The organism is Streptomyces sp. NPDC003248 (assembly GCF_055563235.1).
Window position 1 is genome coordinate 16,227 of sequence record NZ_JBVHDT010000019.1, and the last position, 26,665, is coordinate 42,891.

At 73.8% G+C, this 26,665-nt stretch carries 18 protein-coding genes, 1 tRNA gene and 2 pseudogenes; 5 read left to right on the forward strand and 16 right to left on the reverse strand.

Features of this window, described 5'->3' with window-relative positions:
* Positions 1-62 precede the first annotated feature (62 nt).
* A complete protein-coding gene (locus ACZ3KJ_RS31340) occupies positions 63-488 on the forward strand; it encodes a DUF4186 domain-containing protein (RefSeq protein ID WP_467531939.1) in 426 nt (141 codons plus the stop codon).
* A gap of 89 nt (positions 489-577) precedes the next feature.
* On the opposite strand, the gene ACZ3KJ_RS31345 is transcribed toward ACZ3KJ_RS31340, so the two are convergent.
* Positions 578-2,137: a M1 family metallopeptidase gene (locus ACZ3KJ_RS31345; protein WP_467531940.1), complete on the reverse strand. Its 1,560-nt coding sequence runs from the start codon at positions 2,135-2,137 to the stop codon at positions 578-580.
* Between the two features lie 210 nt (positions 2,138-2,347).
* On the opposite strand from ACZ3KJ_RS31345, the gene ACZ3KJ_RS31350 reads away from it, so the two are divergent.
* The gene (locus tag ACZ3KJ_RS31350) at positions 2,348-4,567 is read left to right on the forward strand and encodes an NADP-dependent isocitrate dehydrogenase (protein WP_467531942.1); all 2,220 of its coding nucleotides are present in this window, start codon (positions 2,348-2,350) and stop codon (positions 4,565-4,567) included.
* A gap of 158 nt (positions 4,568-4,725) precedes the next feature.
* Here the strand turns inward: ACZ3KJ_RS31350 and ACZ3KJ_RS31355 are convergent, their stop codons facing one another.
* Complete coding sequence (locus tag ACZ3KJ_RS31355) at positions 4,726-6,129, reverse strand: DUF7507 domain-containing protein (protein ID WP_467531943.1); 1,404 nt, start codon at positions 6,127-6,129, stop codon at positions 4,726-4,728.
* A 707-nt stretch (positions 6,130-6,836) separates the two neighbouring features.
* Between ACZ3KJ_RS31355 and ACZ3KJ_RS31360 the strand changes: the two genes are divergently transcribed.
* Positions 6,837-7,448 carry a hypothetical protein gene (locus ACZ3KJ_RS31360; RefSeq protein WP_467531944.1) on the forward strand — a complete coding sequence of 204 codons (612 nt, stop codon included), beginning with the start codon at positions 6,837-6,839 and terminating at the stop codon, positions 7,446-7,448.
* 107 nt (positions 7,449-7,555) lie between these two features.
* Here ACZ3KJ_RS31360 and ACZ3KJ_RS31365 read toward each other — a convergent pair whose 3' ends face one another.
* From ACZ3KJ_RS31365 to ACZ3KJ_RS31375, 3 genes are all read right to left on the reverse strand, one after another.
* The gene (locus tag ACZ3KJ_RS31365) at positions 7,556-8,038 is read right to left on the reverse strand and encodes a hypothetical protein (RefSeq protein WP_467532066.1); all 483 of its coding nucleotides are present in this window, start codon (positions 8,036-8,038) and stop codon (positions 7,556-7,558) included.
* An 80-nt stretch (positions 8,039-8,118) separates the two neighbouring features.
* On the reverse strand, positions 8,119-8,757 hold the full coding sequence (locus ACZ3KJ_RS31370) for an RNA polymerase sigma factor (protein ID WP_467531946.1): 639 nt from the start codon (positions 8,755-8,757) through the stop codon (positions 8,119-8,121).
* Positions 8,758-8,764: 7 nt separating this feature from the next.
* Complete coding sequence (locus ACZ3KJ_RS31375; RefSeq protein WP_467531947.1) at positions 8,765-10,195, reverse strand: S8/S53 family peptidase; 1,431 nt, start codon at positions 10,193-10,195, stop codon at positions 8,765-8,767.
* Between the two features lie 259 nt (positions 10,196-10,454).
* On the opposite strand from ACZ3KJ_RS31375, the gene ACZ3KJ_RS31380 reads away from it, so the two are divergent.
* Positions 10,455-13,019, forward strand: a complete 2,565-nt coding sequence (locus tag ACZ3KJ_RS31380) for a CHAT domain-containing protein (protein ID WP_467532067.1) — start codon at positions 10,455-10,457, stop codon at positions 13,017-13,019.
* 28 nt (positions 13,020-13,047) lie between these two features.
* Here ACZ3KJ_RS31380 and ACZ3KJ_RS31385 read toward each other — a convergent pair whose 3' ends face one another.
* Entirely contained in the window at positions 13,048-15,129 is a 2,082-nt protein-coding gene (locus ACZ3KJ_RS31385) for a LuxR C-terminal-related transcriptional regulator (RefSeq protein ID WP_467532068.1), read from the reverse strand.
* Between the two features lie 240 nt (positions 15,130-15,369).
* Between ACZ3KJ_RS31385 and absR1 the strand changes: the two genes are divergently transcribed.
* On the forward strand, positions 15,370-16,455 hold the full coding sequence (absR1, locus tag ACZ3KJ_RS31390; RefSeq protein ID WP_467531948.1) for a beta-glucuronidase AbsR1: 1,086 nt from the start codon (positions 15,370-15,372) through the stop codon (positions 16,453-16,455).
* Between the two features lie 132 nt (positions 16,456-16,587).
* Here the strand turns inward: absR1 and ACZ3KJ_RS31395 are convergent, their stop codons facing one another.
* The 10 genes and pseudogenes from ACZ3KJ_RS31395 to lhgO all read right to left on the reverse strand — a co-directional run bounded on the left by ACZ3KJ_RS31395 (position 16,588) and on the right by lhgO (position 26,664).
* Positions 16,588-18,189 (reverse strand): GMC family oxidoreductase N-terminal domain-containing protein, encoded by a 1,602-nt coding sequence (locus ACZ3KJ_RS31395; RefSeq protein WP_467531950.1) that lies wholly within the window; start codon positions 18,187-18,189, stop codon positions 16,588-16,590.
* A gap of 379 nt (positions 18,190-18,568) precedes the next feature.
* A complete protein-coding gene (locus ACZ3KJ_RS31400; protein ID WP_467531952.1) occupies positions 18,569-19,582 on the reverse strand; it encodes a glutathione S-transferase C-terminal domain-containing protein in 1,014 nt (337 codons plus the stop codon).
* A gap of 139 nt (positions 19,583-19,721) precedes the next feature.
* Positions 19,722-19,844, reverse strand: coding sequence for a putative leader peptide (locus ACZ3KJ_RS31405; RefSeq protein ID WP_467531953.1), 123 nt, complete (start codon positions 19,842-19,844; stop codon positions 19,722-19,724).
* Positions 19,845-20,006: 162 nt separating this feature from the next.
* A pseudogene (locus tag ACZ3KJ_RS31410) lies at positions 20,007-20,432 on the reverse strand (ATP-binding protein); the annotation flags it as partial.
* 88 nt (positions 20,433-20,520) lie between these two features.
* Positions 20,521-21,025: pseudogene (locus ACZ3KJ_RS31415) on the reverse strand (helix-turn-helix domain-containing protein); the annotation flags it as partial.
* Between the two features lie 161 nt (positions 21,026-21,186).
* A tRNA-Pro gene (locus ACZ3KJ_RS31420) sits at positions 21,187-21,263 on the reverse strand.
* 313 nt (positions 21,264-21,576) lie between these two features.
* Positions 21,577-22,638, reverse strand: a complete 1,062-nt coding sequence (locus ACZ3KJ_RS31425; protein WP_467531955.1) for an Ldh family oxidoreductase — start codon at positions 22,636-22,638, stop codon at positions 21,577-21,579.
* Between the two features lie 20 nt (positions 22,639-22,658).
* Positions 22,659-24,380 (reverse strand): thiamine pyrophosphate-dependent enzyme, encoded by a 1,722-nt coding sequence (locus ACZ3KJ_RS31430; RefSeq protein WP_467531957.1) that lies wholly within the window; start codon positions 24,378-24,380, stop codon positions 22,659-22,661.
* Positions 24,381-24,393: 13 nt separating this feature from the next.
* Positions 24,394-25,254 (reverse strand): amidohydrolase family protein, encoded by an 861-nt coding sequence (locus ACZ3KJ_RS31435; RefSeq protein ID WP_467531958.1) that lies wholly within the window; start codon positions 25,252-25,254, stop codon positions 24,394-24,396.
* A gap of 201 nt (positions 25,255-25,455) precedes the next feature.
* Positions 25,456-26,664: an L-2-hydroxyglutarate oxidase gene (gene lhgO / locus ACZ3KJ_RS31440; RefSeq protein ID WP_389521960.1), complete on the reverse strand. Its 1,209-nt coding sequence runs from the start codon at positions 26,662-26,664 to the stop codon at positions 25,456-25,458.
* Between the last annotated feature and the right edge of the window lies 1 nt (position 26,665).

The following is a 26,665-nucleotide window of genomic DNA, read 5'->3' on the forward strand; positions in this document are numbered from 1 at the left end:
AGACAGTCAGCCGCTCCGAGGGGCCGGGACGCCGGTCGCGCCGCCGTATCCTCGACAGCGGTATGACCTCCACCCCACCGCACCCGCCCCCCGACCCGCCCGGCCACGCGCTCGACCGGCGGCTGGACGACATCGCCCGCCACCCGTTCCGGGCGCGGTTCCGGCTGCGCGGGCGGGACCGGGCCACCGCCGAACAGCACGGGCCCGCCACGCTGCGCTGGCACGCCTACGACCTGGTCGCCCGGCGGCTGGCCCCGGCCGAGCCCCGCAAGGACGGCCGGCAGACCCCGTACCGCGGTCATCCCGTGTTCGTCGCGCAGCACGCCACCGCGACCTGCTGCCGGCGCTGTCTCGAACGGTGGCACGGCATCCCCGCCGGGCGGGAGCTGAGCCGTTCCGAGCACACGTACGTCGTACGGGTGATCTGCCGGTGGATCGAGCGGGAGCTGGCGGACGGAGAGCCCTCCGCGCGCCCCGGCCCGCCCTGAGCCCGGCTGATCCCCGCTGACCGACTGCCCCCCGGCGGACCGGGCGCACCGGGCGCACCGGGCGCGCGGCTCGCCCCGCCCCCGCCGCGTCAGAGGGTCGCCGAATTGTCGTGGTAACGCCCGCCGCCGCGGCGGTGCGGGGTGAGGGCCGGGGTCGCCGGGGCGACCGTCCAGTCCGGGTGGCCGGGCATCCGCGGGGTCGTGGTGCCGTACAGCCAGTCCCGCAGGAAACCGGTCACGTTCCGGCCCCCGACTCGGGAGGCGACGGCGATGTAGTCCTCGGTCGACGCCGAGGAGTCGCGGTACCGCGCCAGGAAGGCCCGCTCGATCGCGCGGAACGCCTCCTCGCCGACCAGTTGCCGCAGGGCGTACAGGACGAGGACACCGCCGAGGTAGCGCTGGCCGTCGAAGAGGTTCGCCGCGCTCGGCGCGGCCACCGGGCCGGAGTCGCGCCGCCACTGGTCGCCGCGCGCGTAGGTGTCCTTCATCCGCGCCTCCAGCCCGGTCAGCCCCAGCGAGTCGGGCCAGCCGCGCCCGTAGCGGTACAGCAGCCCGTAGAAGTCGGCGTGGCCCTCGTTCAGCCACAGGTCGGCCCAGGTCGCGGGGGTGACGCTGTTGCCGAAGTAGGAGTGGACCAGCTCGTGCATCATGTGCGCGCCGATCCGCCGCTCCGGCTGGAGGAGGTAGCCCGGCTTGTAGACGGTCAGGGTCTGGGTCTCCAGGCCGGTGAAGTCGAAGGCGCCGGGGTCGTCGGAGTTGCACGGCAGCAGGCCGTACGTCTCGAAGGGGTACGCGCCGAGCCGCTCCTCGATCCACTCCACCTGGCCCGGGGTGAGGGCCAGCGCCGGTTCGAGCGCCTCGGCCCGCGCCACCGGCACGACGTCCCGCAGCCGCAGCCCGTGCGGGCCCCGCCGCTCCTTGACGACGTACTCCCCGACCGTGATCTGCACCAGCTCCGTGGCCATCGGGGAGCGGGAGCGGTACGTGTACGCCGTACGGCCGCCCGGCAGGCCCTCCGTGCGGACGAGGACGCCGCTCGCCACGCCCCGCAGACCGGCGGGGACGGTGAGCCGGAAGGAGAAGTCCGCCTTGTCGCCGGGGTGGTCGTTGCAGGGGAAGACGGTGTGGGCGGAGCGCGGCTGGCAGGCCACCGCGAAGCCGTCCGGCGTGGCGACCCAGCCGGTGTGCGGCAGCGCGCGGCGCGGGTCCGCCGTGTACTCCACCCGCACGGCGAGCCGGGCGCGGGCCGGCAGCGTCCGGGCGGGCGTGACGCGCAGCTTCTCGTCCGCCTGCTCGTGCGCCGCCCGGCGGCCGGCGACCCGGACGGAGCGGATGTCCAGGCCGAGGGCGTCCAGGGAGAACCGGGTCAGGGCCCGGGTGGTGCGCAGCGCCAGCGTCGCGGAGCCCTCGACGAGGCCGGTCGTGGCGTCGTGACGGAGGTCGAGGTGGTAGGCGAGGACGCGGTAGCCGTCGTTGCCGAGGGCCGGGAAGACGGGGTCGCCGAGGCTCTCCGGGCCCTCGGCACCGCCCGCGGGGCCCTCGCCGGCACGGCCCGTCGCCGCCGCACGGGCCGTGTCTCTCCCGGTCAGGGCCGCGGCGGTGCCGATCAGGGCGGCCGCGGGGGCCGTCACTCTGGTGCGATATCTCATGGTCCGCTTTCGCTCGGGCGGCCGGGGCTTCGGGCCGGCCGTCGTCGGGCCGGACGACGATCGGCCTCCTCGACCACAGGATCGGCCCAGGAGGTCGCCCCGGCAGCCGGAGGACCGCGGCACGGATGTGAGCCGACCCCTGTCGAGACGGACCCGGTCACGAGATATCTTGATGTCGAGCAATGTTGCAGACGTGGAGCGGAGCACCCGGTGACTGACTCGACCATCATCTACACACACACTGACGAGGCCCCGGCCCTGGCGACGTATTCCTTCCTGCCGGTGGTCCAGGCGTACGCCTCGCAGGCCGGTGTCGCCGTGGAGACCCGGGACATCTCGCTGGCCGGGCGGATCATCGCCGTGTTCCCGGAGTACCTCACCGAGGACCAGCGCATCCCGGACGCGCTGGCGGAGCTGGGCGAGCTCGCCAAGACGCCCGAGGCCAACATCATCAAGCTGCCGAACATCTCGGCGTCGATCCCGCAGCTGAAGGCCGCGGTCGCCGAGCTGCGCGAGCAGGGCTACGCGCTGCCGGACTACCCGGACGAGCCGAAGACCGACGAGGAGCGCGAGATCCGCGCCCGCTACGACAAGGTCAAGGGCTCCGCCGTCAACCCGGTCCTGCGCGAGGGCAACTCCGACCGCCGCGCCCCCGCGTCGGTCAAGAACTACGCCAAGACCCACCCGCACCGCATGGGCGCCTGGTCCTCGGACTCCAAGACCGAGGTCGCGACCATGGGCGAGAACGACTTCCGCTCCACCGAGAAGTCCGCCGTGATCTCCGAGGCGGGCTCGCTGCGGATCGAGCTGGTCGGCGAGGACGGCTCCACCACGGTGCTGCGCGAGTCGGTGCCGGTCCTCGCGGGCGAGGTCGTCGACGCCTCCGTGATGCGCGTCGCCGCGCTGCGCGAGTTCCTGGCCGCCCAGGTCGCCCGGGCCAAGGCCGAGGGCGTGCTGTTCTCCGTGCACCTGAAGGCCACGATGATGAAGGTCTCCGACCCGATCGTCTTCGGCCACGTGGTGCGCGCGTTCTTCCCGAAGACCTTCGAGCAGTACGGCGCGACGCTGGCCGCGGCCGGTCTCTCCCCCAACGACGGTCTCGGCGGCATCCTCAAGGGCCTGGAGTCCCTGCCCGAGGGCGACGCGATCAAGGCCTCCTTCGACGCCGAGCTCGCCGAGGGCCCGGCCCTGGCGATGGTCGACTCCGACAAGGGCATCACCAACCTGCACGTGCCGTCCGACGTCATCGTCGACGCCTCGATGCCGGCCATGATCCGCACCTCCGGCCACATGTGGGGCCCGGACGGCCAGGAGGCGGACACCCTCGCGGTGCTGCCGGACTCGTCCTACTCCGGCGTCTACCAGGCCGTCGTCGAGGACTGCAAGGCCAACGGCGCCTACGACCCGTCGACGATGGGCTCCGTGCCGAACGTCGGCCTCATGGCGCAGAAGGCCGAGGAGTACGGCTCCCACGACAAGACCTTCGAGATTTCGGCCGCGGGCACCGTCCGCCTGGTCGACCAGGCCGGCAACGTCGTCATCGAGCAGCCGGTCTCCGAGGGCGACATCTTCCGCGCCTGCCAGACCAAGGACGACCCGATCCGCGACTGGGTCAAGCTGGCCGTCACCCGCGCCCGCGCCACCGGCGACCCGGCGGTCTTCTGGCTGGACGCCACCCGCGCCCACGACGCCAACCTGATCGCCAAGGTCGAGGCCTACCTGCCGGAGCACGACACCGAGGGCCTGGACATCCGCATCCTCGCCCCCGTCGAGGCGACCAAGCTGTCCGTGGAGCGCATCCGCCGCGGCGAGAACACCATCTCCGTCACCGGCAACGTGCTGCGCGACTACCTGACCGACCTCTTCCCGATCCTGGAGCTGGGCACCAGCGCCAAGATGCTGTCGGTCGTCCCGCTGATGGCGGGCGGCGGCCTGTTCGAGACGGGCGCCGGCGGCTCCGCGCCGAAGCACGTCCAGCAGCTGGTCAAGGAGAACTACCTGCGCTGGGACTCCCTCGGTGAGTTCTTCGCGCTCGTGCCCTCCTTCGAGCAGTACGCCACGGCCACCGGCAACACCCGCGCCCAGGTCCTCGCCGACACCCTCGACCGCGCCACGGCGACCTTCCTCGACGAGGACAAGTCCCCGACCCGTCGCGTCGGCGGCATCGACAACCGCGGCAGCCACTTCTACCTGTCCCTGTACTGGGCGCAGGAGCTGGCGCGGCAGACCGACGACGCGGACCTGGCGAAGGCCTTCGCCCCGCTCGCGGAGGCGCTCACCGCGAACGAGCAGAAGATCGTCGACGAGCTGATCGCCGCCCAGGGCAAGCCGGCCGACATCGGCGGCTACTACCAGCCCGACCCGGCCAAGGCCGCCGAGGTCATGCGTCCGTCGGCCACCTGGAACGAGACGCTCGCGTCCCTGAGCTGACGCCTCGGTGACGGGCCCGCGGCCCGTCGTCCGCTCCGCCCCGGCCGGGATTCCCGCGTCCGGGGCGGAGGTGCGTCAGGCGCCGGGCCGACGGCCGCCGCGCCGGGCCGACGGCTGCCGCGGCGAGGCGACGGCGGGCCGCGCGGCGCTCGTCCGGGTCACTTCCGGGGGGAGCAGGGGTCGCAGCAGGAGGGGGCGGGCTCGACGCAGACGGTGACGGTGTCGGTGTCGTCGGTGGGGCCGGGGTCCCTCTCGTTGCCGACGGCGGTGGCGGTGTTGGTGACGCGGCCGGCCCGGGTGGCCTTGCCCCGCAGCACCAGGGTGGCGGTGGCGCCGTCGGCGAGGTCGCCCACGGCCCACCGTCCGGTGGCCGCGTCGTAGCTGCCGGCCGTGCCGTCGGCGGAGAGGAAGGCGAGGCCGTCCGGGAGCCGGTCGGTGACGGTGACGCCGGTGGCACCGTTCGGGCCGGTGTTGCGGACGGTGACGCGGTAGGTCACCGTCTGGCCGACGGTGACGGTGGTCGCGTCGGCGGCCTTCGTCACGCCCAGGTCGGCGGCCGGCCTGACCTGGGTGAGCTCCTCGTCGGAGGTGGCCGTCAACGGCTGCGGCCGGTCACCGAGCCGGTTCTCGTAGGAGGCGGTGGCCGTGTTGCTGAGCTGCTTGCCGCCGCTGGCCCGGTCGATGACGACCCGGTACTCCACGGTGGTGCCGGCGGCCAGGGCTTCGGTGTTGGGCAGGCTCCCCCCTGCCACGCCGGAGGCGCCGTCGCCGAGGTGGAAGACGACCGCGTTCGCCCCGGCGTCGTAGTACGCCTGGTCGTCGCCCCGGTCGTCGGTCTTCGCCCCGGCGTTCGGGCCGTCGACGATGCGCAGGGAACCGGGCACGTACGTCGTGCCCGCCGGGACGACGTCGGTCAGGACGAGGTTCTCGGCCCCGCCACCGCCCTCGTTCCTGGCGGTGACGCGGTAGGTGACGACATCGCCCACCTCCAGCGGCCCCGTCGGGATCGCGGCCTTGTCGAGCACCACGTGGGGAGCGGTGCCGAAGAAGATGCCGTCCAGGAAGTTGCCGATGCCGCGGTTGCCGCCGGCGGAGGAGATGGAACGGAAGGCGAAGCGCGTCAGCGTCTGCCCGGCCGGCACGGTGTAGGTGCCCGTGTAGAAGCCCCAGGCGGTGTTGCCGTCGGTGAAGCGCCGCTGCTCCGCCGTGGAGCCGGGCGCGCCGATGTCCAGGGCCATGGTGTCCTCGCCCTGACGGCCCCGGTGGTACAGGCGCCAGTACAGCGTCGTGCCCGGCGTGGTCGGCAGGTCCTGGTAGAGCGTGGAGACCTGGTTGGCGTTGAGCTCGGCGAACTGGGCGCCCTCGGCGGCCGGCACCCCGCCGAAGCCCGACCGCCACAGCTCGATCCGGTGGTCGGAGGCGGTGGTGAGCCAGCCCGGGACCCGCTTGGACGCCTGCGTCTGTGACGCGTCCGGCAGGATCTCGTAGTCGGTCACGGCGGGCTCTTCGAAACTGCCGTTGACCAGGGCGACCCTGAGCGGAACAGCGGAAGGTGTGGCCATGGTTCTTCCCCTCGCGTCGTGACTGCTGGAACGCCCCGCCGGCCGGCCTGATGTCCTGAGTGCCGTGGCGAGCCGAGACAGCCCGTAGCGCATCGCAATCGGACGAACACGTAAAGTGACCACCGATGCGGATCGGCCAACCTCCTGCGGCAGGTTTACGGAAGCCACCCCCCGACCGCGCCCGCGTCACACCGGCACCCCTGCCGGAACGGCATCCGCTCCCGCCCCACACACCCCGGGACCCTCTTCCGCCTCCGCCGTCACGGCCGAAAGCCCCCCTCGCCTTCCGCGCGCCCACCCTTCCCCAAGGTGATGCGCCGGCGCCCGTGTTGACGCTCGACGGCACACCGTCACCAGGCGGAACGGCGGTTTCAGCAGTGCGGGGCACTCGCCGGGGAGAGGTCCCGTACGTGCCCTCATGCGGCATTCGGGTGAATGAGTCGAGGGATGTGGGGCTTTCACCGGTGCGTGCCCGTCCCCACTTGCATGCTGGCCGCATCGAATGCCCCGGAGGGCGCTTCCCACCGTGCAGGACGGAGCGGCCCGCCCGGGACGTTGTCGGCAACGGAGAGGGCTGGAGCATGTACGAAGCTGGAAACCGTCCGGCGGCCCGCGGCGGGCGTGCCGCCGTGCCGGTGCCGCGGAGGCGGCGGGGGGTACGGGGAGTACGGGGAGTACGGGGAGTACGGGGAGCGTACGGTCTGGGGGTGCTCGTCGCGGCGACGCTGCTGGCGTCGTCGCTGCCGGGGAGCGCCGCCGCGGCGCCCCAGGCCCCGGCGGCGCAGGCTGCGGCGGCGGTGGACACGCAGTGTGTCCAGGCGGGCAACGCGACGCTCAGCCCCCGGTTCTACTGGCGCAACGTGCTGGGGGCCCGGCTGGGTGAGGGCACGATCCACGAATCGTCGTCACCGAACCCGTTCGGCGGGCGGATCGCGCCGGGATCGACGTTCACGTTCAGGTGGCGTCCGGAGACCACGCGCAACCCCGTGGGATCGCAATACCACATCCACCGGGTCAATCTGGCATCGGTCATGGCGGTGGCCGACGTGGAGTCGGTGGCCGGGCCGGGCAGCCTGAACGGAACGACCCTGAGCGCGCAGGAGAACCCACCGCAGAAGCTGGGGAACACCGAGGTGAGGTTCCGGATCAGGCCGGGGACGGAAGGGCGCACGGCCACGTTGTCATCGGCCGACCACAGCCTGACGACGAAGTGGCTGTTCGCCAGCATCAACAACATCTGGGAGAACACCGGGAGCATCTCCTTCGTCGTCCGCAGCCGCGCCGACCTCGGCTGCGAGACCTCTCAGGTTCCCGGGTAGCGGCACCTCGTGCCGGGGCGGGGCCGGGGCGGCTCGCCCCGGCGCGGACGCGACGCGTCGGTGCCCCCGCGTCCGGGGGACCGGCAGGACGCCGGCGGAGCGGCGGCTCAGGCGCGCAGCCACTCCGTGACGACCACCTCTCCGCCGGTGCGCAGGCGCAGCGCGAAGGGACCGGCGGGCGGGGCGTCGCCGGCGAAGCGGCCCATGTCGTCGGCGGTGAGGGCCGCGCCGGAGCGGGGCCCGTCGAGGACCTCGATGGAGGCGGGCTGGGGCGGCAGCAGCTGGCCCATCAGTCCGTGCGTGGTCACCTCGACGTCGACGGTCAGGCCGCCGGAGTGGAAGGTGAGCATCCGCGGCACGTCGACCGCGCCCCGGACCGGGATGGCGTCGACCAGCGAGTCGAAGGTGAGCTCGGCGATCCTGGCGTCGAGGTCGTGCAGCGCGTAGGCCTCGACGGCGAGCTGCCGCAGCTCGGCCGGGACCGGGTCGAGGATGGCCGCGGCCTCGCGCAGCTCCTCCTCCAGACCGCCGTGGTCGAACTCCTCGTCGTCGAAGGCGGCGGCGTCGGCCGCGCCGCCGGCGCCGTCCATGCCGTCGGGGCCGCCGTCCGTGTCGCCCATGTCGCCCATGCCGTCCATGCCGTCCATGCGTTCCGTGCCGTCCATACCGTTCACAGTGCTCCCCGTGCGTCGAGTCGGGCGCGCAGGCGGCGCAGACAGCGCTGGCGCATCGGTCCGATGCTGCCCACCGCGATGCCCAGTGCGGCCGACACCTCCTGGTAGCTGGGCGGCGGCGAGGAGATCAGCACCCGCAGCAATTGCCGGCAGCGCTCTCCGAGCGCCTCGAACTCCTGCCAGAGGCGGCGGACGCGCTCGCTCTGCGCGGCCGCCTCCTCCGAGTCCAGCACCGACTGCTCCGGCGTGCGGTCCTCGCTGACGCGGTCGAGCAGCTGAGGGTCGTCCGTCGGGGTCATCCGGCGCAGGCTTCTGATCACTTTCAGGCACTCGTTGCGCGCGGTGCTCGCCAGCCAGGAACCCGCCTTGTCCGGCTCACGGATGCGGCCCAGGTGCTGGGCGAAGCGGAACCAGGCGGTCTGGTACACCTCGTGGCCGTCGGCCTCGGAGAGCCGGTGCGCGCGCACGACGGACCACACCAGCGGGCTCAGCCCCTCCACCAGCGCCTTCCAGGCCGCCGTGTCACCGTCGACGGCGGCCTGGACGAGTGCGCCGACTTCGTTACGGTCCACGGTCCCACCCCTCGTGTACGGCCTGTCATCGTACGCCGTGGCGGGTGCGGCGTCGGACCTCATGCCGGCCTCACACCGAGGGAGCGAGCTGTGCGACCGGTGCGGGACGCCAGGTCGGCGGGCGCAGCACCGGTACGTGGGAGCCGCGCACCTCGGCGAAGTCGGTCGGGGTGGCCAGCAGTTGACGCGCGGCCGCGCGCGGGTCGGTCTCGCCGTGCGCCGTCATGTGCGCCGCCACCAGCCCCGCCACGACGGGCGTCGCGAACGACGTGCCGCTCCAGGAGGCGAGCCCTTCGAACATCACCTGGTCGGGCTTGCCCGAGCCGGCCGCCCGCTCCTCGCTGAGCACACCGGTGTGGCGCGGCGACCGGCAGGGGCAGGGGTAGGTGAAGCCGTAACGGCAGTCGTCGTACGTGGAGTGCTGGTAGACGTACGGGACGGGGCTGTCGAAGCCCGTGAGGGCGCTGACGAGGCGCTCGCCGGGGGCGAAGACCCGCACCCAGGGGCCGTGGTTGCTGAAGCAGGCGCCGAACTCGCCGTCGCCGCGCAGCGCGCCGACCGAGACGACCGCGTCGGCGTAGTCGGGCTGGGCCGCGTAGGCGGCGGGCCAGAACGGGGTGGCGCTGGCGTTGTTGCCGGCGGCCGCGACCAGCAGGGTGGGCCGGGTGCGCAGTTCCTCCATGAAGGCGGCGACGCCGAGCAGGCCGTCGACGCGGCCGTTGGACGTGCCGGCGGACAGGCTGATGATGTCGGGCCAGCCGCCCTGCTCGACGGCTTCGAAGAGCTTGTCGCCGAAGTCGTCCTCGAGGACGGCGCCCGCGTCGTTGAGGGTGCCCCGCACGGTGACGTCGGTGTCCGGGGCGACGGCGGCGACCAGTCCGGCGATGAAGGTGCCGTGGCCGACGTACTGCTGGAGGACGCCGTGCTCGTCCGTCTCCTTGACCTGCGCGTCGCCGTCGGTGTGGGCGAGCGGGGGGTAGGAGCGGTAGTCGTGCATCAGGCCGGTGTCGATGACGAGGACGCCCACCGCGCCGGCGGGGTCGTGGGCGGTCTGCGCCGCGGCCGGGTTGGGCGGCTCGGTGGTGGGGACCGGCTCGTCGCCGGGGCAGGCGTTGACGGCGATGGACACCACGTGGTTGCGGCTGACGAGCCGGCGGCCCGCCCGGTTCTCGGCGCCGCGCAGGGCGCGCAGGGCCCCGGCGACGGCGCGGTCGGTCCCGGGCGCGCCCTCGCCGGGGTCGGCGACGCGGATGCGGGTGATGCCCGAGCGGTTGGCCTGCGGGCCGGTCCGGCGGACGTGGTCGGGCACGAGGTCGGGCGCCTCGGTGAAGTGGGCGCGGACGGTGTCCTCGACGACCTGGGCCTCCTCGCCGTCGCGGGCGAGGACGACGCCCTTCTCGTAGATGAACTCGGCGGAGTCGTCGGGTCCCATCGCCAAGGGGACGTCCGGCAGGGCGCGCTGGATCTGGCCGAACTGCTCGTGGAATCGCTGTGGTGCCATGGCGTGTCCTCCCCTGAGACCGATGGTCGTCAGTCAGAGCCGCGGGGCCGTCGTCTGATACAGGTGGTGCGACGACAGGGAGGGGTGGTGCGGTTGCGATCGCACGCCCCAGCGCACGCTCCCCGGCGCGTCGATCCGGTCGATGTGCCTTCCGCTTGGCACGGCCTGATACGCCGCCGACCCTGTGGGACGGACAACCCGGGCCACTACCATCCATGGAGTGACAGCGGGAAACGACACGGTTCTCGAACTGCTGCCGATGGTGTTCGCCGCCCCCAACGACGCGCTGGCGCGGGCGGAGGGCGTGCTCGACACCGATCCGACGCCGTTGCGCGCCTCCGTCGCCCATCAGGTGATCGGTATCTGGCAGCGGGACTGGGGCGACATGCGGCTCGCCCTGGACCACCTGCGGCGCGCCCGCGCCCTGGCCGCCCGCGCGGACTCCGCCGAACGCGAGGCGGACGTCCTGGCCACCCTCGGGGTGGCGCTGGTGCACGCCGGCCGCACCCGGCAGGGGCTCGCCGCGTTCGAGCGGGGCGTCGGACGCGGCACGGGCCACACACGCGCGCGCGTGCTGTACCGGCGGGCCTACTCCTGGTGGGTGCTGGGCCACCACCGCGAGGCGCTGGAGGACGTACGCCGGGCCGTGCCCGTGCTGCGGCAGGCGGACGACGTCATCTGGACCGCGCGTGCCCTCACCCTGCGCGCCACCGTCCATCTCGCGCTCGGGGCGATCAAGCAGGCCGACGCGGACTTCACGGCGGCCGAGGCGCTGTGGGACACCACCGGGCAGGAGCACGACAAGGCGGACGCGGTGGAGAGCCGGGGCCTGGCCGCGTTCCGTTCCGGGGACGTCCCGGCGGCGCTGCGGCTGCTGGACGAGGCCGAGGAGCGGTACGCCAAGCTCGGCACCCCCACCTTCATGCTCAACATCCGGCGCTGCGAGGTCCTGATGGCGGCCGGTCTCGCGCCCGAGGCGCTGGCCGAGGCGGACGCCGCGATCGCGGTCCTGGACGGCATCGGCGGACAGTCCACGCGCAAGGCGGAGCTGCTGCTGGCGGCGGCACGGGCCGCGCGGCTGGCGGGCGATCCGGGGACCGCGACCGCGCGGGCGGCGCTGGCCGTACGGCTCTTCGCCGGGCAGCGGCGCACCTGGTGGGAGGCGCACGCCCAGCTGGTGCTGATCGAGGCGCGGGTCGCCACCGGACGCGGGTCGGGACGGCTGGTGGCGGACGCGGTCCGGGTGGCGGAGCGGCTGTCGGGGTTCGGGGCGCCCGCGGCGCCGGAGGCGTGGCTGCTGGCGGGCCGGATCGCGCTGGACCTGGACTGGACGGCGGACGCCGAACGGTATCTGGCGGTCGCCGCGCGCAGCCGGCGCAGCGGGCCGCCGCTGGCCCGGATGACGGGCTGGGCGGCGCAGGCGCTGTGGGCGCGGGCGACCGGGTCGCAGCGGGGCGTCCTGGAGGCGTGCCGGCGCGGACTGGACGTGCTGGACGACCACCGTACGACGCTGGGCGCCTCGGAGCTGCGCGCCCGGGCGACGGCGCAGGGCGCCGAACTCGCCGCGCTGGCCCAGCAGGTGAGCCTGGAGCGGGGCGGGCCGCGGCAGCTGCTGGTGTGGAGCGAGCGGTGGCGGGCCACGGTGCTGTCGGCGCCGCCCACCCGGCCGCCCGCCGACCCCGCGCTGCTCAGCGGCCTGACGGCGTTCCGGGAGATCGCCGCGCGCGCGGAGAGCGCGCGGATGGACGGCCGCCCGGTGCCGGCCCTGGAGCGGGAGCAGCGGCGCCTGGAGCGGGAGGTCCGCTCCCGCACCCTGCACATCCGCGGGGACGCGCCCGGCGACGGCCACCGTTTCGACGCCGGCCGGCTGCTGGAGCGGCTCGGGGACGGGCGGCTGGTCGAACTCGCCGTCCTGGACGGGCGGGTGCAGATCCTGCTGTGCGGGGACGGACGGGTACGGCGGTTCACGGGCGGGCCGCTCGCCGAGGCCGAGCGGGAGGCCGAGCACGTCCAGGCCGCGCTGCGGCGCCTCGCCCACCCCAGGGCGGAGGGCCGGCTGCCGGTGGTGGAGGCGATGGGGCGGCGGCTGGAGGAGCTGCTGCTCGGGGAGGCCGCGGGCCGGCTGGGGTCCGGTCCGGTGGTGGTGGTGCCGCCGGCGCGGCTGCACCGCGTCCCGTGGGCGCTGCTGCCGTCGCTGCGGGAGCGGGTGCTCAGCGTGTCGCCGTCGGCGAGCAGCTGGCTGCGCGCCCGGGAGACCGAGCCGCCGCCGGGCGGCCGGCACGTCCTGGTGCGCGGTCCGGGCCTGGCGACCGGCGGGGCGGAGGTGCCGGAGGTCGCCGGGCGGTACGGCAGGCCCACGGTGCTGGAGCAGGCGGACGCGCGCGTGCCGCGCGTCCTGGAGGAACTGGACGGCGCGGCGCTCGCCCACCTCGCGGCGCACGGCACCTTCCGCGCCGACAGCCCCCTGTTCTCGTCGCTGCGGATGGCCGACGGCCCGCTGATCGTCCACGACTTCGAACGCCTCGCCCGCAGCCCGTACCGCATCATCCTCTCCAGCTGCGACACCGCCCGCATGGCCTCGGTCGGCGCCGACGAACTCCTCGGCCTGGTCACGGCGTTGCTGCCGCTGGGCACGGCGGGGGTGGTGGCGAGCAGCGCGCCGGTGAACGACGAGGCGGTGGTGGTGCTGATGCTGGCGCTGCACAAGGGGCTCAGCGGCGGCCTGTCGCTGGCGGAGGCGCTGCGCGACGCCCGCGCGGCGCTGCCGGGTGACGCGTCGCACCGGGCGACGGGGTGGGCGTTCACCGCGTTCGGAGCGGCGTGAGGTCCCCCGGCGGGAGCCGGCCCGCCGGTCAGGCCGGCTGCCTGCGCTCCGGTTCCACCAGCCACGGCAGCGCCCGCCGGTCGCTCGCGCCGAGGCGGGTGTAGGCGCTGTAGAGGTGGTTGCCGACGGTGCGGACGGAGAGGGTGAGGCGCTCCGCGATCTGCCGGTTGCTCAGACCGGCCGCCGCCAGCGTGACGATCTGCCGCTGGCGGGTGGTGAGTTCCCCGAGGACGAGGCCGGACAGGGCCGGGGTGCGGGCGCCCTGGCAGCGGCGGGCCAGGGCGACGGCACGGGTGCGGGCGGTGCGGGCCGCGCTCGGGTCGCGATGGGCGCCCACGGCCTGCGCGTACGCCTCCGCGGCGAACAGCAGGAAGCCGCGTTCCTCCAGTTCCCGGGCGACCTCGTCGAGGGCGGGTCCGTCGGAGCGGGCGAGCGCGTCGGCGTGGCGCGCGAGAACACCGCCGGCCGGGAGGAGCGGCAGGGCGCGCTCGGGAGCGCCGAGGCGTACGGCGTCGTAGACGGCGTAGGGATCGCCTGCGGGGCTCGTGAGGCGGCGGCCGTGACCGGTGTCGGGGCGGTACGGGGCGTCCGGGCTGTGCGGGGCGTCCGAGCCGGACGGGACACCGGGGCACACGGCGTCGACACCGCGCGGGACGTCGGGACCGGACGGGACACCGGGGCGCGAGGCGACGGCACCGGCACCGCACGCGCCATCGGGACCGTGCGGGACACCGGGGCGCGAGTCGCCGTCGCCATGCGCGCCGTCGAGACCGGACGGAACGCCGGAGCCGTACGGGGCGCCGGAGCCGTACGGGGCGCCGGAGCCGTACGGGGCGCCGGAGCCGTACGGGATGCCGGAGCCGTACGGGGCGCCGGAGCCGTACGGGATGCCGGGGCCGTACGGGATGCCGGGGCCGGTCTCCTCGCCCGACTGGAGGGCGGTCAGGGCGAGTTGGCGGCGGCATTCGTCGTGGTCGGGGGCGGCGGCCAAGCCCTCCCCCGCCCAGGCGGCGGCCTCGCGCAGTTCGCCGCGCAGCCGGGCGAACCGCGCGCGGACGGCGGCGTACGGCGGCGGGACCGGCTCGCCCTCCGCCACCAGCCACTCCCCCACCGGCGTGGGCGTCGTGCGGACGTCCAGCCGGGCGATACGGCGCGTCAGGCCGGCGGCCTCCGCGTCGAGGGCCGGGCCGAGTGGCCCCCGCGCGGCGGACAGGCGGCGGGCCCGCAGCCGGCCGGCGGCGGCGCGGAGCACGGGGCCGTGCAGGGGGTGGGCGAGGCGGACGGCCGTGTCGTCGTCGGCGTGGACCAGGCCGTCGGACTCCAGACGTTCGAGGACGTGCAGATCGAGGTCGTCGACGCGGACCGGCAGCGGCTCGGCGAAGGCGAGGCGGTCGAGCGTCTCCCGTTCGCCGGGGCAGGCACGGGTCAGGACGGGCGCGGCGCGTTCGCGCAGGACGGGGGTGAGGGGGAGCCGGCCGCGCCACCTCCCCTCGCCGTCCGGGGACCGGGTCAGCAGGTCCTGTTCGCGCAGTGCGTCCAGCAGATCGCGCAGCAGGCGCAGGTCGCCCCCGGACAGGTGGTGCAGGCGGTTGACGGTGAGGGGCTCCAGGGGGACGCCGGCGGCCTCGGCCAGCAGCGTGGCGGTCTCCTCGCGGAGCAGCGGCTCCAGGGCGAGGCGGGGCAGGAGTTCGCCCGTCCGCAGCCGGGTCACGGCGCCGGGCGCGGGGGCGCCGTCCGTGACGAGGACCAGCAGGCGGGTGCGGCCCTGGACGGCCAGTTGGTGGACGAGGGCGGCGGAGGAGTCGTCGAGGAGGTGGGCGTCGTCGACCAGCAGCAGCCGTACGCCGGACAGGAGCCGGACGGCCCGGTGCAGGGTGACGCCCTCGGGCAGGAGATGGGCGAAGGCGGCGAAGGCGGTGCCCCGTGTCCCGGGGGTGCCGGCCACGCGTACGCAGTCCGTGCCCCGGACCGCCTCGGCGGCCAGCCGGGTGCGGCCGCGGCCGGCCGGCCCGGTCACCACGATGCCGGGCCGGCCGGCCGCCGACGCACGCCGGACCAGCTCCAGTTCCTCCTCCCGGCCGGTGAACGCCCACGGCGCCGACGGCGACACCGGCGCGAGCGGCGGCGGAGCGGGCGAGGCGGCCGGCGGCCGGACCGGCCCGCGGCGCGGCGGGAGGAGCGTCGGGGGGACCGGCACGAGGTCCGGCGAGGAGTGCGGCCGGGGGGTGCGGGCGGCGCGTACGGAAGTCGTCACATCCACAGGAGTCCGCATACTCATTCCTGATACAGGGCGACTTGAGTAGGCCCCGACTCAGGCCCCCGGACGGGGCTCCGGGGCACCCTGGAACCCATGACCGCCCGTTACTGCTCGCTCGTGCAGCAGCCGGCCCCCGCGTTCGCCCCGGGGCTGGCCGCCGAGCGGGTCGGTGCGCTCATGGGCCAACGCCGGATGTGGGTCAACGGCACCGTGCTGCACTACTACTTCTTCGACGGCGACGCCGACGCGTCCGTGATCCCGGTCCCCGGTGCCGCCGGCACCCGCCGGGTGTCGTGGGTCGGCGGCCACGGACAGCGGGACGTGGTGCGCGACTGTTTCCGCGAGTGGCGGGACCTCGGCATCGGCATCGGGTTCACCGAGGTCTTCGACCGCTCGGAGGCCGAACTGCGCATAGGCTTCCAGCAGGGCGACGGCTCCTGGTCGGCCGTGGGCCGGGACGCGCTGCTGCCGGGCCTGCACGAGCGCACCATGAACTTCGGGTGGGACCTGACCGCACCCGGGGAGCGCGCGACGGCGCTGCACGAGATCGGGCACGCGCTCGGCATGCAGCACGAGCACCAGAGCCCGTTCGCCGGCATCCACTGGGACGACGAGGCCGTGTACGCCGATCTGGCGGGCCCGCCCAACTTCTGGAGCCGGGACCGCACCTTCTTCAACATCCTGCGCAAGCTGGACCCCGCCGAGGTCAACGGCTCGGTGTGGGACCCGCAGTCGGTCATGGAGTACCCGTTCGCGGCGGGGCTGATCCTGGAGCCCGAGCAGTTCCGCGGGGGCGTGCACACCCCCGGCGGACTGTCCGCCCTGGACAAGGAGTTCGCGCTCCGCTGGTACCCGCCCCTGGACACACCCCGGCCACCCGCGCTGACGCCGTTCCGTTCGGTGGCGTTGTCGCTGGGACCGGGCGAGCAGGCCGACTTCACCGTCGAACCGCCGGAGACCCGCGAGTACGCCGTGGGCACCTTCGGCGCGAGCGACTCCGTCGTCGTGGTCTTCGAGGAACGCGACGGCGAGCCCCGCTTCCTCGCGGGCCGGGACGACGGCGGCACCGAGCACAACGCCACCATCAGGGCCCGCCTCGTCAGGGGCCGCCGCTACTTCGTCCGCGTACGCCTGTACTCCGGCTGGGGGTCGGGCGAGACGGCCGTCATGTGCTGGTGACACCACGGCCCACGGCCACGCGGGCACACCGACCAGTCCGGCGGCGGGGGATGGGCCGGACGACGTCGCCTTCGGGGGAGGGAGACGTCGTCCGGCCCGCATGTCCGCGGCGGGTCCGGCGCGGTCCCCGTACTAGACGATGGTGCCGACGTCCTGGGTGACGATGGCGTCCATCGCCCGTTCGGCCACGGCGGCGATGGTCATCGACGGGTTGCACGCGCCGGTGGTGCCCGGGATCAGGGCGCCGTCGAGGACGTACAGGCCGGGCTGGTCCTTCACGCGGCCTTCCAGGTCGCAGACGGTGCCCATCGCTGCGCCGCCGAGGGGGTGCCAGGTGCTGTTGACGAGGGAGTTGGTGTCGGTGAGGACACCGAGGCCGACGGCGACCGCCGACACCCGCCGGTGGATCTGCCGGTGGCTGGCGCTGTCGCCGCCCAGGGGCCAGTGCAGTGTCACGGAGTCGGTGAGGCAGTCGTAGCGGAACCGGCCGCGGTCGGCGCTCACCCCGAAGCCGACGAGCATCGTCGTCCTCGCGTCGATGCCGAGCGGGGGGAGCGAGGCCTGGATGATCGTGTTGGCGGTGGCCGGGTCGGACCAGTCCTTGCTGCCGTAGACGACGGGACCGCCCTGTTCGGCGCCGAAGTCCTCCTGGAGGTCGGTCCAGGCGTAGATCCGGTCGCCGTTCGTGCCCCAGCTCTCGCCGAGGCCGTCGGGCAGGTCGGGGATGGCGCCGGTGGCGCCGGCGCGGACGAGGAGCCGGCTGGTGTTGAGGCTGCCGGCCGCCATGACCAGGGCGCGGGTGGTGAGGATCTTCTGCTCGACCACGGTGCCCGCCTCGTCGGTCCGGTCGACGTGCACCTCCCAGCGGCCGTCCTGGGCGCGGGCGACGGAGGTGACGTTGTGGAGCGTGGCGACGGTGACGTTGCCCGTCGCCTCGGCCTGCCGGAGGTAGGTGACGTCGACCGAGTGCTTGCCGCCGTTGTTGACGCCGAGCGCGCAGTCCCCGTTCGTGTACGACGGTTTCATCTCGCCGCGCAGTTCGGCCAGGGCGTAGTCCCAGTCGATCGGCATGGGGATCTTCTCCAGGCCGTAGCCGGCCTCGCGGACGCGTTCGGCGAAGACCCGTGCCGCGTAGTACGTGGGTGTGGTGATCAGTTCGTCGGGTGCGGTGGCCGTGCGCAGCATCCGGGCGACGCGCGGGTAGTGGACGCGGTTCATGAGCTGGTAGTCGAGCTGTTCGGGCAGCCAGGTGGTGAACACCGCTTCCGACGGTTGCAGGGTCATGCCCTGGTAGACGAGGGATCCGCCGCCGACACCGGACGCGCAGACCGCCAGGACGTTCCGGCCGAGCACCGGTTCGAGCAGCCCGGCGTAGGGCGTGAAGTCCAGTGGGGTGCCCAGCAGTTGCGCGAGCGGGCGGACCGCTTCCGGGAGGGTGCCGTACCAGAGCATCCGCTTGTCCAGGCCGGACACGTGGGGGAAGGTCTCGGCGTTCGGTCCCGTCGGCCAGCGCCGGCCGCGTTCCAGGACGGTGACCGGGACACCCGCCTGGGCCAGCCGGAGCGCCGCGACGCCGCCGCCGAATCCCGAGCCGATGACGACGGCCCGGTGTTCTTCCCTCGTCAAGGTCACGCGGGCGGGCGCGGCGGCCGCGGCGGGGGCTTTGAGCAGGCTCGCCGCTCCGATCCCGGCGGCTCCGGCGAGGAAGGTGCGCCTGGTCGTGGTGGGGGGCATGGCGACTCCGGTGTGGGTGGGGGGAGAGCTGGGAGGCGGGGGAAGCCGGGGGCCGGAGGGGGCGGGGCGGCCGGCCGGAGGTGCGGGGAATAGTCAGGGACATGACATGCAAGGCCGCGCAGGGTCGGACCGCGTTCTTACTTACTGGTAAGTCACGTCGGGAGAGTAGAGGGCCCTGTCACTCAGTGACAAGATGTCTGCCCGTGCCGTTCGACGGCCCGGGCGGTGGGCGTCTCGCCCCGCACGCCGTGGCGGCACGCCCCCGAGGAGAGCGGTGTGCGGCCCCATCCGTGTGCCCCGCACCGAGCCCGCGCCGCGCGCCGTCCGCCTCCAGAGGCACGACGGCGCGCTGCCCGTCCTCGGTGAACTCCTCGTGCGGTCAGGGCCGGTCGGCCTGCGGCCGCGCGCCCGGGGCGGGGGTGGTCCGGGGGGAGTGGGTGGGCTGAGCGGAGGGGGTGGGCTGAGCGGAGGGGGTGGGCTGAGCGGAGGGGGTGGCGTGGGTGGCCCAGTCCAGGATCTGGACGGCGGCTCCGGCGGCCTCCAGGCCCTGGCAACGGGCGTGGTGGCGGCGGTTGATGGCGTCGAGGTCGAGGTGGCCGCCGAAAGCCGGGTGGGCGGCCAGGCGACGGGCGTAGGCCCACAGGGCGGGGTGGCCGGCGACGCGGTGCACGGCGGCCGCGTCCAGGTGATGGCGGTGCACGGTGTCCAGCTGGACCAGCGTCACCCACAACTCGACGTCGGCGGCGGTGATCCGGTCGCTGATCAGATACTGGTGCGCACCGAGCCCCCGCTCCAGCACGCCCAGCGTGTCGAGCAGCGTGTCGAGCGCGGCGGCGCGCTCCGCCTCGCCGGCCCCGGCCGCTCCGGCGTGCTGCGCCGCCTCCTCCACACCCCGCGCGCACATCCGTTCGACGGCGTCGATCTCCGACTCGCGGCCGCACGGGTACAGCGCGATACGTCCGCCGCCGAAGTGCCGGGCCAGGTCGCGGGCGATGTCGGGGCCGTAGGTGGAGACGATGCGTCCGGACCAGTCGTCGCTGAGGACCGGCGCGAGGGCGGGTCCGGTGTAGCGGTGGGCGCTTGCGTCGTAGAGCGGTCGCAGCGCGGAGTGGCCGCCGTCGGGACAGTCCGGTACGGCGGGCAGGAAGGTCACCGGACAGGCGCGGTCCAGGCCCAGCAGGCTGTGGGTGACGGCGATGCGCAGGCCGTCGGGGTCGGCCGGTGACAGGTGGAGGCGGTAGCGGCGCGGCACCGCGTAGTGGCCGCTGCGCGCGTCGCGGCCGATGCGCCCGCGGAAGGCGGGGACGGGGCGGGCGGAGGTGTGGGCGGGCGAGGGGGCGGCGGGGCGAGGGGACGCGTGGGCGGGGTCGGTGGTCAGCGGCGTGGAGGACATGGCTCTCCCCTGGGGCGGGCGCGCGGACGGACGCGCGGCGGATGCGACGGCTTGCGGGAGGGCGCGGCCCTGTCCGCGCGCGCCTCGGCGGGCGGTGCCCTGGGCACGGCCGGCCGGCTCGGCGCGGTGACGGGCCGGTTCAGCCCTGGAGGTCGATTGCGCTGCAGACGCGCAGCAGATCGATGTGACGGCGGGAGGTGAGAAGGGGCGACGACCATGCCGTGCGGCTCGCTCGGCTGGCGAACGGCTCAAGGCGCCCCATGTATCCCTACCTGTTCACTAGGATTCCCGCATCGAGTGTCGATCGGCCTCCGGTCTGCGTCAAGGGGGCGTCCACGGAGTGAAGGGGTCACTTCGGCGCTCCGCCGCTCGGACGCGCCGGGCGTGAGCCCGCCCACCGCCTCACCTCACCGGGCCGCGCTCGTCATCCGTCTACAGCCGTTGCCGCCTCTCTTCGCTCGGCGTCACGACGGTCAGCCGCTCCGACTGCCGCACAGTCAACTGCCTCGGAGCAGACTCCGGCTCGCAGCTCCGCCCATACCCGTTCGCCCCATGGGAGCGGATCGGTGCCCCAGTCCTCGGCCAGTTCCTTGACGCGCGCGAGACCGCGCCCGCTCTCGTCCTCGGCGCCAGGCCGCCGGGGCTCCGGGTGAGCCCTGGACCTGTCCACGACGCCGATGCGCACCCGCGCCGTATCCGGCCGCGTGACCGTGACACGAAGGGAACGGCTCCGTGCGTGCCGGACCGCGCTGGACACCAGCTCGGAGACGATGAGGGAGCTGTCAGCGGCAAGTTCGTCCAGCCCCCGGGCCGCCGGCGCGACGCGCACGAGGCGCCGGGCCGCGCCCGCGCTCTCGGGCTCGCGTGCGCTGTCCGTTCATGGAAGCGACTTGCCAGGGACGCCAACAGGGACACAACGTCCCACTTCGAGCACGCTGTTCACTGACGCCCAGGAACTCCGCCAATGGCCGCAGTCCCGGCGGCCGGTCGGGAAGCGCCCACAGGTCGCGCACGATGGCCACGGCCAACGTGTGGTGCTGCATCCACGCCGGTGCTGCCCGGCGCAGAGACTCCAAGGTCTTCACCGCTCCGGCCGCATCCCCGATATCGGTGTGGGCTCGGGCCACGTCCAGCAGCAGCCCTGTCCGCCAGGACGGCGGGGTGTCCTTTCATGATGGCGCGACGCACGGCCACGAAGCGTGGCCCGTCGTTCTCGCCCGAGGACGAGACCGCGGGCGGGTCGCCCAGAAGTGTGGTCAGCTCCGCGCCGAGACCGTTCGCCAGCGAGTGCAGCCCGGGAAGGCGTGCCGAGTGCTTTCGCCGCCGTTCGGGCCGGCGGATCACGTCGACGGACACGTGGGAGCGTTCGGCCAGCTCTTCTTGCGTCAGGGAGGCCAGGCGGCGCGAGCGGCGCAGGGTCCGTCCCAAGTCTTCGTCTGCCACGCCGCCACGGTACGCCGCCACGGCCATGGACACAGCGTCACCGGGGGGACGCCCGCGGAGGCGGTCACGTCGAGGCGTCCGCGTATCGAAGACCCGGTGTCACCGGCACGGCAAAAGGCCGCCTCCTCGTCCGAGAAGACGGCCTCCGACCCGCGTGAAGCTGGTCGGGACGACAGGATTTGAACCTGCGACCCCTTGACCCCCAGTCAAGTGCGCTACCAAGCTGCGCCACGTCCCGTCACGTCCGGCTCCGGGTGAACCGTGCGAACGCGCAGGTAAACACTACCGTAAGCGCACGGGACCGGGTACCGCGCGGCGTCTCGGGCCCGCGGCACGGCAGCCGCCGCGCACACGGTGCGGGCGGGGCCGGGAGGGACGGCCCGGGGGGAAGGCCGGCATCCGCCGCACCGGACGCCCGTCACCCGCCGGCCTCCCCCGTTCCCCCGGCCCCGTTCCCCCGGCCCGTTCTCCCGTCCCCCGCCCCCCAGGGCCCCCGTTCGCCCGGGCCCCATTCCCCCGTTCCCAGGTCGCCGCCCTGGAGACCGTTCCCCCTATGCGGCGGTCTCCGGCAGGGCGACGCCCAGCTTCCCGGCGCGCTCCGTCAGGTCGCGCCACACCTTGGGTGCCACCGGGATGCCCTTCTCCCCGCGTCCGGCGGCCACCGCGGCACTGCGCTCGCCGGGGTAGAACACGCCCTCCGCGCCGTCCGCCGCCGGCAGCCCCTTCAGGGTGCCCAGGGTGGAGTCGACGGCCTCGGTGAAGGCGTCCGCCCCGCCGAAGGCGGCCGGGTCGACGGCGATGAGCAGGGCGTTCTGGCGGTGCTTGCGTCCGGCCGGGTCGTCCGAGTGGAACGACGCGAAGATCGGCGCGCCGACCAGCACACTGGTCAGCAGCTCGAACGCCAGCGACATGCCGGAGCCTTTGGCCCCGCCCAGCGGCAGCGGCATGACCGCCTTCTCCGGGTCGGTGGTCGGGGTGCCGTCCTCGGTCGCGGCCGCGCCCTCGGGCAGCGGGGTGCCGCTCGCCTTCGCCTGCCGGATCTTGCCCAGGGCGATGGTGGCGGTGGCCATGTCGAGCAGGAGCGGCGCGTGCCGCTCGGCCGGTACGGCGACGGCGAGCGGGCTGGTGGCGACCGCCGCGCCCTTGACGCCGGTGTAGCCCATGTTGGGCATGCCGGCGACGAAGCCGATCCCGACGAGTCCCTGCTCGGCGATCTTGGACACGTAGTAGCCGATGGCGCCGGTGTGCACGGTGCGGCGTACGCCCACCGCGGCGACACCGTTCGTCCTGGCCCGGGTGACCGCCTCCTCGGCGGCGGCGGACAGGGCGACCGGTCCGGGGGCGCGGTCGGCGTCCAGGACGGCCGCGGCCGGGGTGGAGGACTCGACGGTGATGTCGGCGTCGGCGTTGGCGACGCCCTTCTCCAGCAGGTCCAGGTAGGCGGGGACCCGGGCGATACCGTGCGAGTCGACCCCGCGCAGCGCCGCCCAGACGAACACGTCGGCGGTGGTGCGGGCGTGCTCGGCGCTCAGGCCGCCCTTCTCGAGGAGGGCGGCGGAGAAGGTGCGCAGCTCCTCGGCGGGGACCAGGACCTTCTTGGGTGTGTCGGACATGGTGGCGGGTGCCTCCTGGTTCAGCGGGTGACGAGGACGTCGACGACGGCGGTGGTGCCCTCCGCCACGGCCTTGAGGGCGCGCTCCAGAGCGGGCGCCAGGGCCTCGGTCGTGTCGACGGTCTCGGTGTGCATCCCGAACGGCTCGGCGAACTGGGCCAGTCGGGGCAGCCGGTGCAGATCGGTGCCGAGCCACTCGCCGGTCTCGGCGGCCGCGCCCTCGGGGTAGAACCTGCGGTGGTTGAGGTTCATCGACTTGTAGACGCGGTTGTTGAACACCACGATCAGCACCGGCAGGTCGTACGCCTTGCTGGCGTCGTACGACTGGATGACCGGGTTGTAGGCGAAGGCTCCGTCGCCGACGGTGAAGACCACCGGGCGGTCGGGGGCGGCGAGCTTGACGCCGAGCGCGACCGCGATGCCCTGGCCGAGGCCGCCCTGCACGTAGAAGTACGAGTCGGGGGCGTCGGTGCGCAGGTGGCGCTTGACGATCCGGCTGTGGGTGATCGTCTCGTCGACGACGATGCCGTCCTTGCCGTCGAGCAGCCTGCGCAGCGTGGCGGCGACCAGCACCGGGTCGACGCCCTCGGCGTCCCCGGCCCGCTCCCCGGCCTTGGTCTCGGCCTGCGCGACGGCGGCCTGCTCGGCCGCGAACCGGGTCTCCTGCGCGGCGAGGCGCTCGGCGACGGCCGTCTCGTCCAGCTCCTTGGCGCGCTTGGTGAGCTGGCGCAGGGTGTTGGCGACGTTGCCCTCCAGGTACGTGTCCGCGAACAGGACCTGGTAGACGACGTGCGGGCGCTGCGGGACCTCGTCGATGACGACGATCTTCGCCCGGGAGGGCTTGCGGCTCGGCGGGTAGAACGGCACGCGGCAGTTGACCAGGAGGATCAGGTCCGCCGTGTCCATCCACGGGCCGATGTCGGTGCCGGCGTGCAGCCGGTGGGTGCGCGGGAAGTTGCCGCACACCGCCGAGTCGGGCTCGACGACCGGGATGTTCCAGGCCTCGGCGAAGGCCGTCAGGGCCTCGAAGCCGCCCGCCTCCCGGCCGGCCGTCTCCGTCACGATCACCGGGTTGCGGGCCTCCCGGATCATCTGCGCGACCGGGTCGACCTCCTCCGGCGAGCTGTGCGTGGAGCCCGGAGCGACGATCGGCTTGGCCTCGCGGCCGTCCCACTCCTCGAGGAGGATCTCCAGCGGGATGTTCAGGTACGCCGGGCCGGCCGGGGCGCGCCAGGACAGTTCCGCCGCCCGCGTGATCATGGTGGGCAGCGTGTGCACGCTGGCCGCCTCGTTCGACCACTTGGTGAACGGCTGGGCGATGCCGTGCGGACCGCCCACGATCGACAGGTTGCGGTACCACTGGCCGCCCGGGTCGTGGCCGGGGGCGTCGCCGTACGTGGTGGACTCCGAGGAGGTGACCACCATGGGCACGCCCGCGAGGAGCGCGCCGTGCACCGCCATCGACCCCTGGAGCAGGCCGGGGGCCGCGTGCAGCAGCACCCCCTGGGGGCGGCGCCTGACGAGTCCGTAGCCGGTGGCCATGCCGACGGCGACGGTCTCGTGGGTCAGGTCCAGGTACTGCGGGGCGGGCTCGCCGTCGCGGTGGCGGCGGGCCAGCGACTCCCACACCGGGGCCCACTCGGACCCCGATGAGCAGAAGATGTAGTCGGCGCCGACGGCGTTGAAGGCGGAGACGACGGCGTCACCGCCGTCGGCGCCTGGCGTGTTGTTGCTGTCCGTCATCTCTGGTGGTTCCTCAGCCCTCGATCGGCCAGTTCAGGACCTCGGAGATACCGCGGCCCATGATCCACTCCAGCTCCTCGGGCGTGAAGTCCCAGTGCTTGGTGAACTGCTCGATCGTGTCGGTGTACGTGATCCCGTGGCCCAGGAGCCGCGTGATGTCGGTGCCGTAGAAGCAGCGCTGCGGGCCCATCTTGTCGACCATCTCGCGCACGTACTTCTGGATGTTGTTGTTCGGGAACGGCTGCGTCGAGTAGCCCGGCAGCGCCGAGACCTTGACGTAGATGTTCGGGTGGGCGGCCAGGTCGGCGGTCTCCGACACCCAGTATCCGATCGCGTCGTCGACGCAGCGGGCCATGATGCCCATGTGGTCGATGATGATCTTCAGCTCGGGGTGCTTGGCGGCGATCTCGCCGAGCTCCTTCTTCCAGATCGGGGCGTGCACCATCGTCGGGATGCGCAGCTCCTCGGCGATCGGCCAGTACCAGTCGTTGGTGCCGTCGATCATCCAGTTGCGGTCGATCGGCCGGTGGAAGGTCAGGCGCGTGCCCTTGACGTGCGGGTTCTGCGCGAAGTCCTTCAGCATGGCCTTGCCCTCTTCGGGCTTGTTCTGCGGGATGCGGGCCATGATGCCGAACCGGTCGGGGTGCGCCTCGCAGGCCTCGAGGGCGTAGTCGATGCGGTCGCCCTCCCAGGACGGCGGGAGGATCAGCGCGCGGTTGACGCCGGCCTCGTCCATCAGCTCCAGGGCCTCCTCGTAGGAGAAGGGGTCCTCGCGGTGGCCGTTGAGCCGGATGCGCTCCCTGGCGCCCGGGACCCAGGGGCGGTCCGGGGTCTCTTCCTTCCAGATGTGGATCTGGGTGTCGACGACGAACATGTCCCGTACTTCTTTCTCTTGGTGGAGCTGGATACGTGGAGCTGGATCCGTGCAGCCGGTCGGTGGAGCCGAACGGTGGTGCCCGGTGGTGCTCGGTGGTGGGGCGTTGCGGAGGGAACGCTAGGCGGGTGGTGAGGCCTTGCGGAGCCCCTGGGAGCGCAAGCTGTTGTTGCGTGAAAGTGCGCTGCACGCAGGGCACTTTCAGGTTGCGGAAGCGTCCTTGAACACGGCGTCGACGATGTGCTCGGCGATCGCCATGGAGGCCGTCGCGGCCGGCGAGGGCGCGTTGCGCACGGCGGTGATACGGCCCACCTGGTGGATGCGGAAGTCGTCCACGAGGGTGCCGTCCCGGTCCAGTGCCTGGGCGCGCACGCCCGCACCGCCGCGTACCACGTCCTGCACGCCGACGCCGGGGACGTACAGCCTGGCGTCCTTCATGAAGGCCGCCATGGAGAAGGAGCCGCGGTACTCCTTGACGCCGGTGCGCCAGTGCTGGGCGGCCATCTTCCAGGCGCCGGGGTAGCGGGCGAGTCCGAGCAGGTCCCGCGGGGAGACCCTGGTCCGGGTGTAGCCCTCCCTGGCCAGGGCCAGGACGGCGTTGGGGCCGACCTCCACCGAGCCGTCCACGCGGGGCGTGAAGTGGACGCCCAGGAACGGGTAGCGCGGGTCGGGCACCGGGTAGATCAGGCCCCGTACCAGGGCCGTCCGGTCCGGCTTGAGCAGCATGTACTCGCCCCGGAACGGGATGATCTTCGGCTCCTGCTTGTCCTGTGCGAGGTGCGCGACGGTGTCGGAGTGCAGGCCGGCGCAGAGGATCAGCCGGTCCACGCGCACGCGCTGCTGTCCGGAGGCCACCTCGATGCCGCCCGGCACGTTGGTGATGCCGGTGACCGGGAAGCCGAGCCGCACCTCGCCGCCGGAGCCGGTGACGTCCTGGGCGAAGGCGCGGGCGATCGCCGGGTAGTCGGTGATCGCGGTGCGCGGCGAGTGCAGGGCGGCGATACCGCCGGCGTTGGGTTCGAGATCCCGGATCTCCTCCTTGGAGATCCTCCTCAGGTCGGGCACGTGGTTGTTCCGGGCCCGCTCGTACAGCGCGTCCATCCGGCCCAGCTCGTCCTCGCGGACCGCGACGACCAGCTTGCCGATCTCCTGGTACGGCAGCTGCCGGTCCTGGCAGTACTCGCGCAGCAGGGACACTCCGCGCACGCACAGGTCGGCCTTGAGGCTGCCGGGCGTGTAGTAGATGCCGGCGTGCACCACGCCCGAGTTGTGGCCGGTCTGGTGGAGCGAGACCTCCCGCTCCTTCTCGAAGACCACGACCCGGGTGCCGGGCCGGCTCAGGGCGATCTCGCGGGCCGTGGCCAGACCCACGATGCCGGCGCCGACGACGCCGATCGTCTCGTCAGCCATC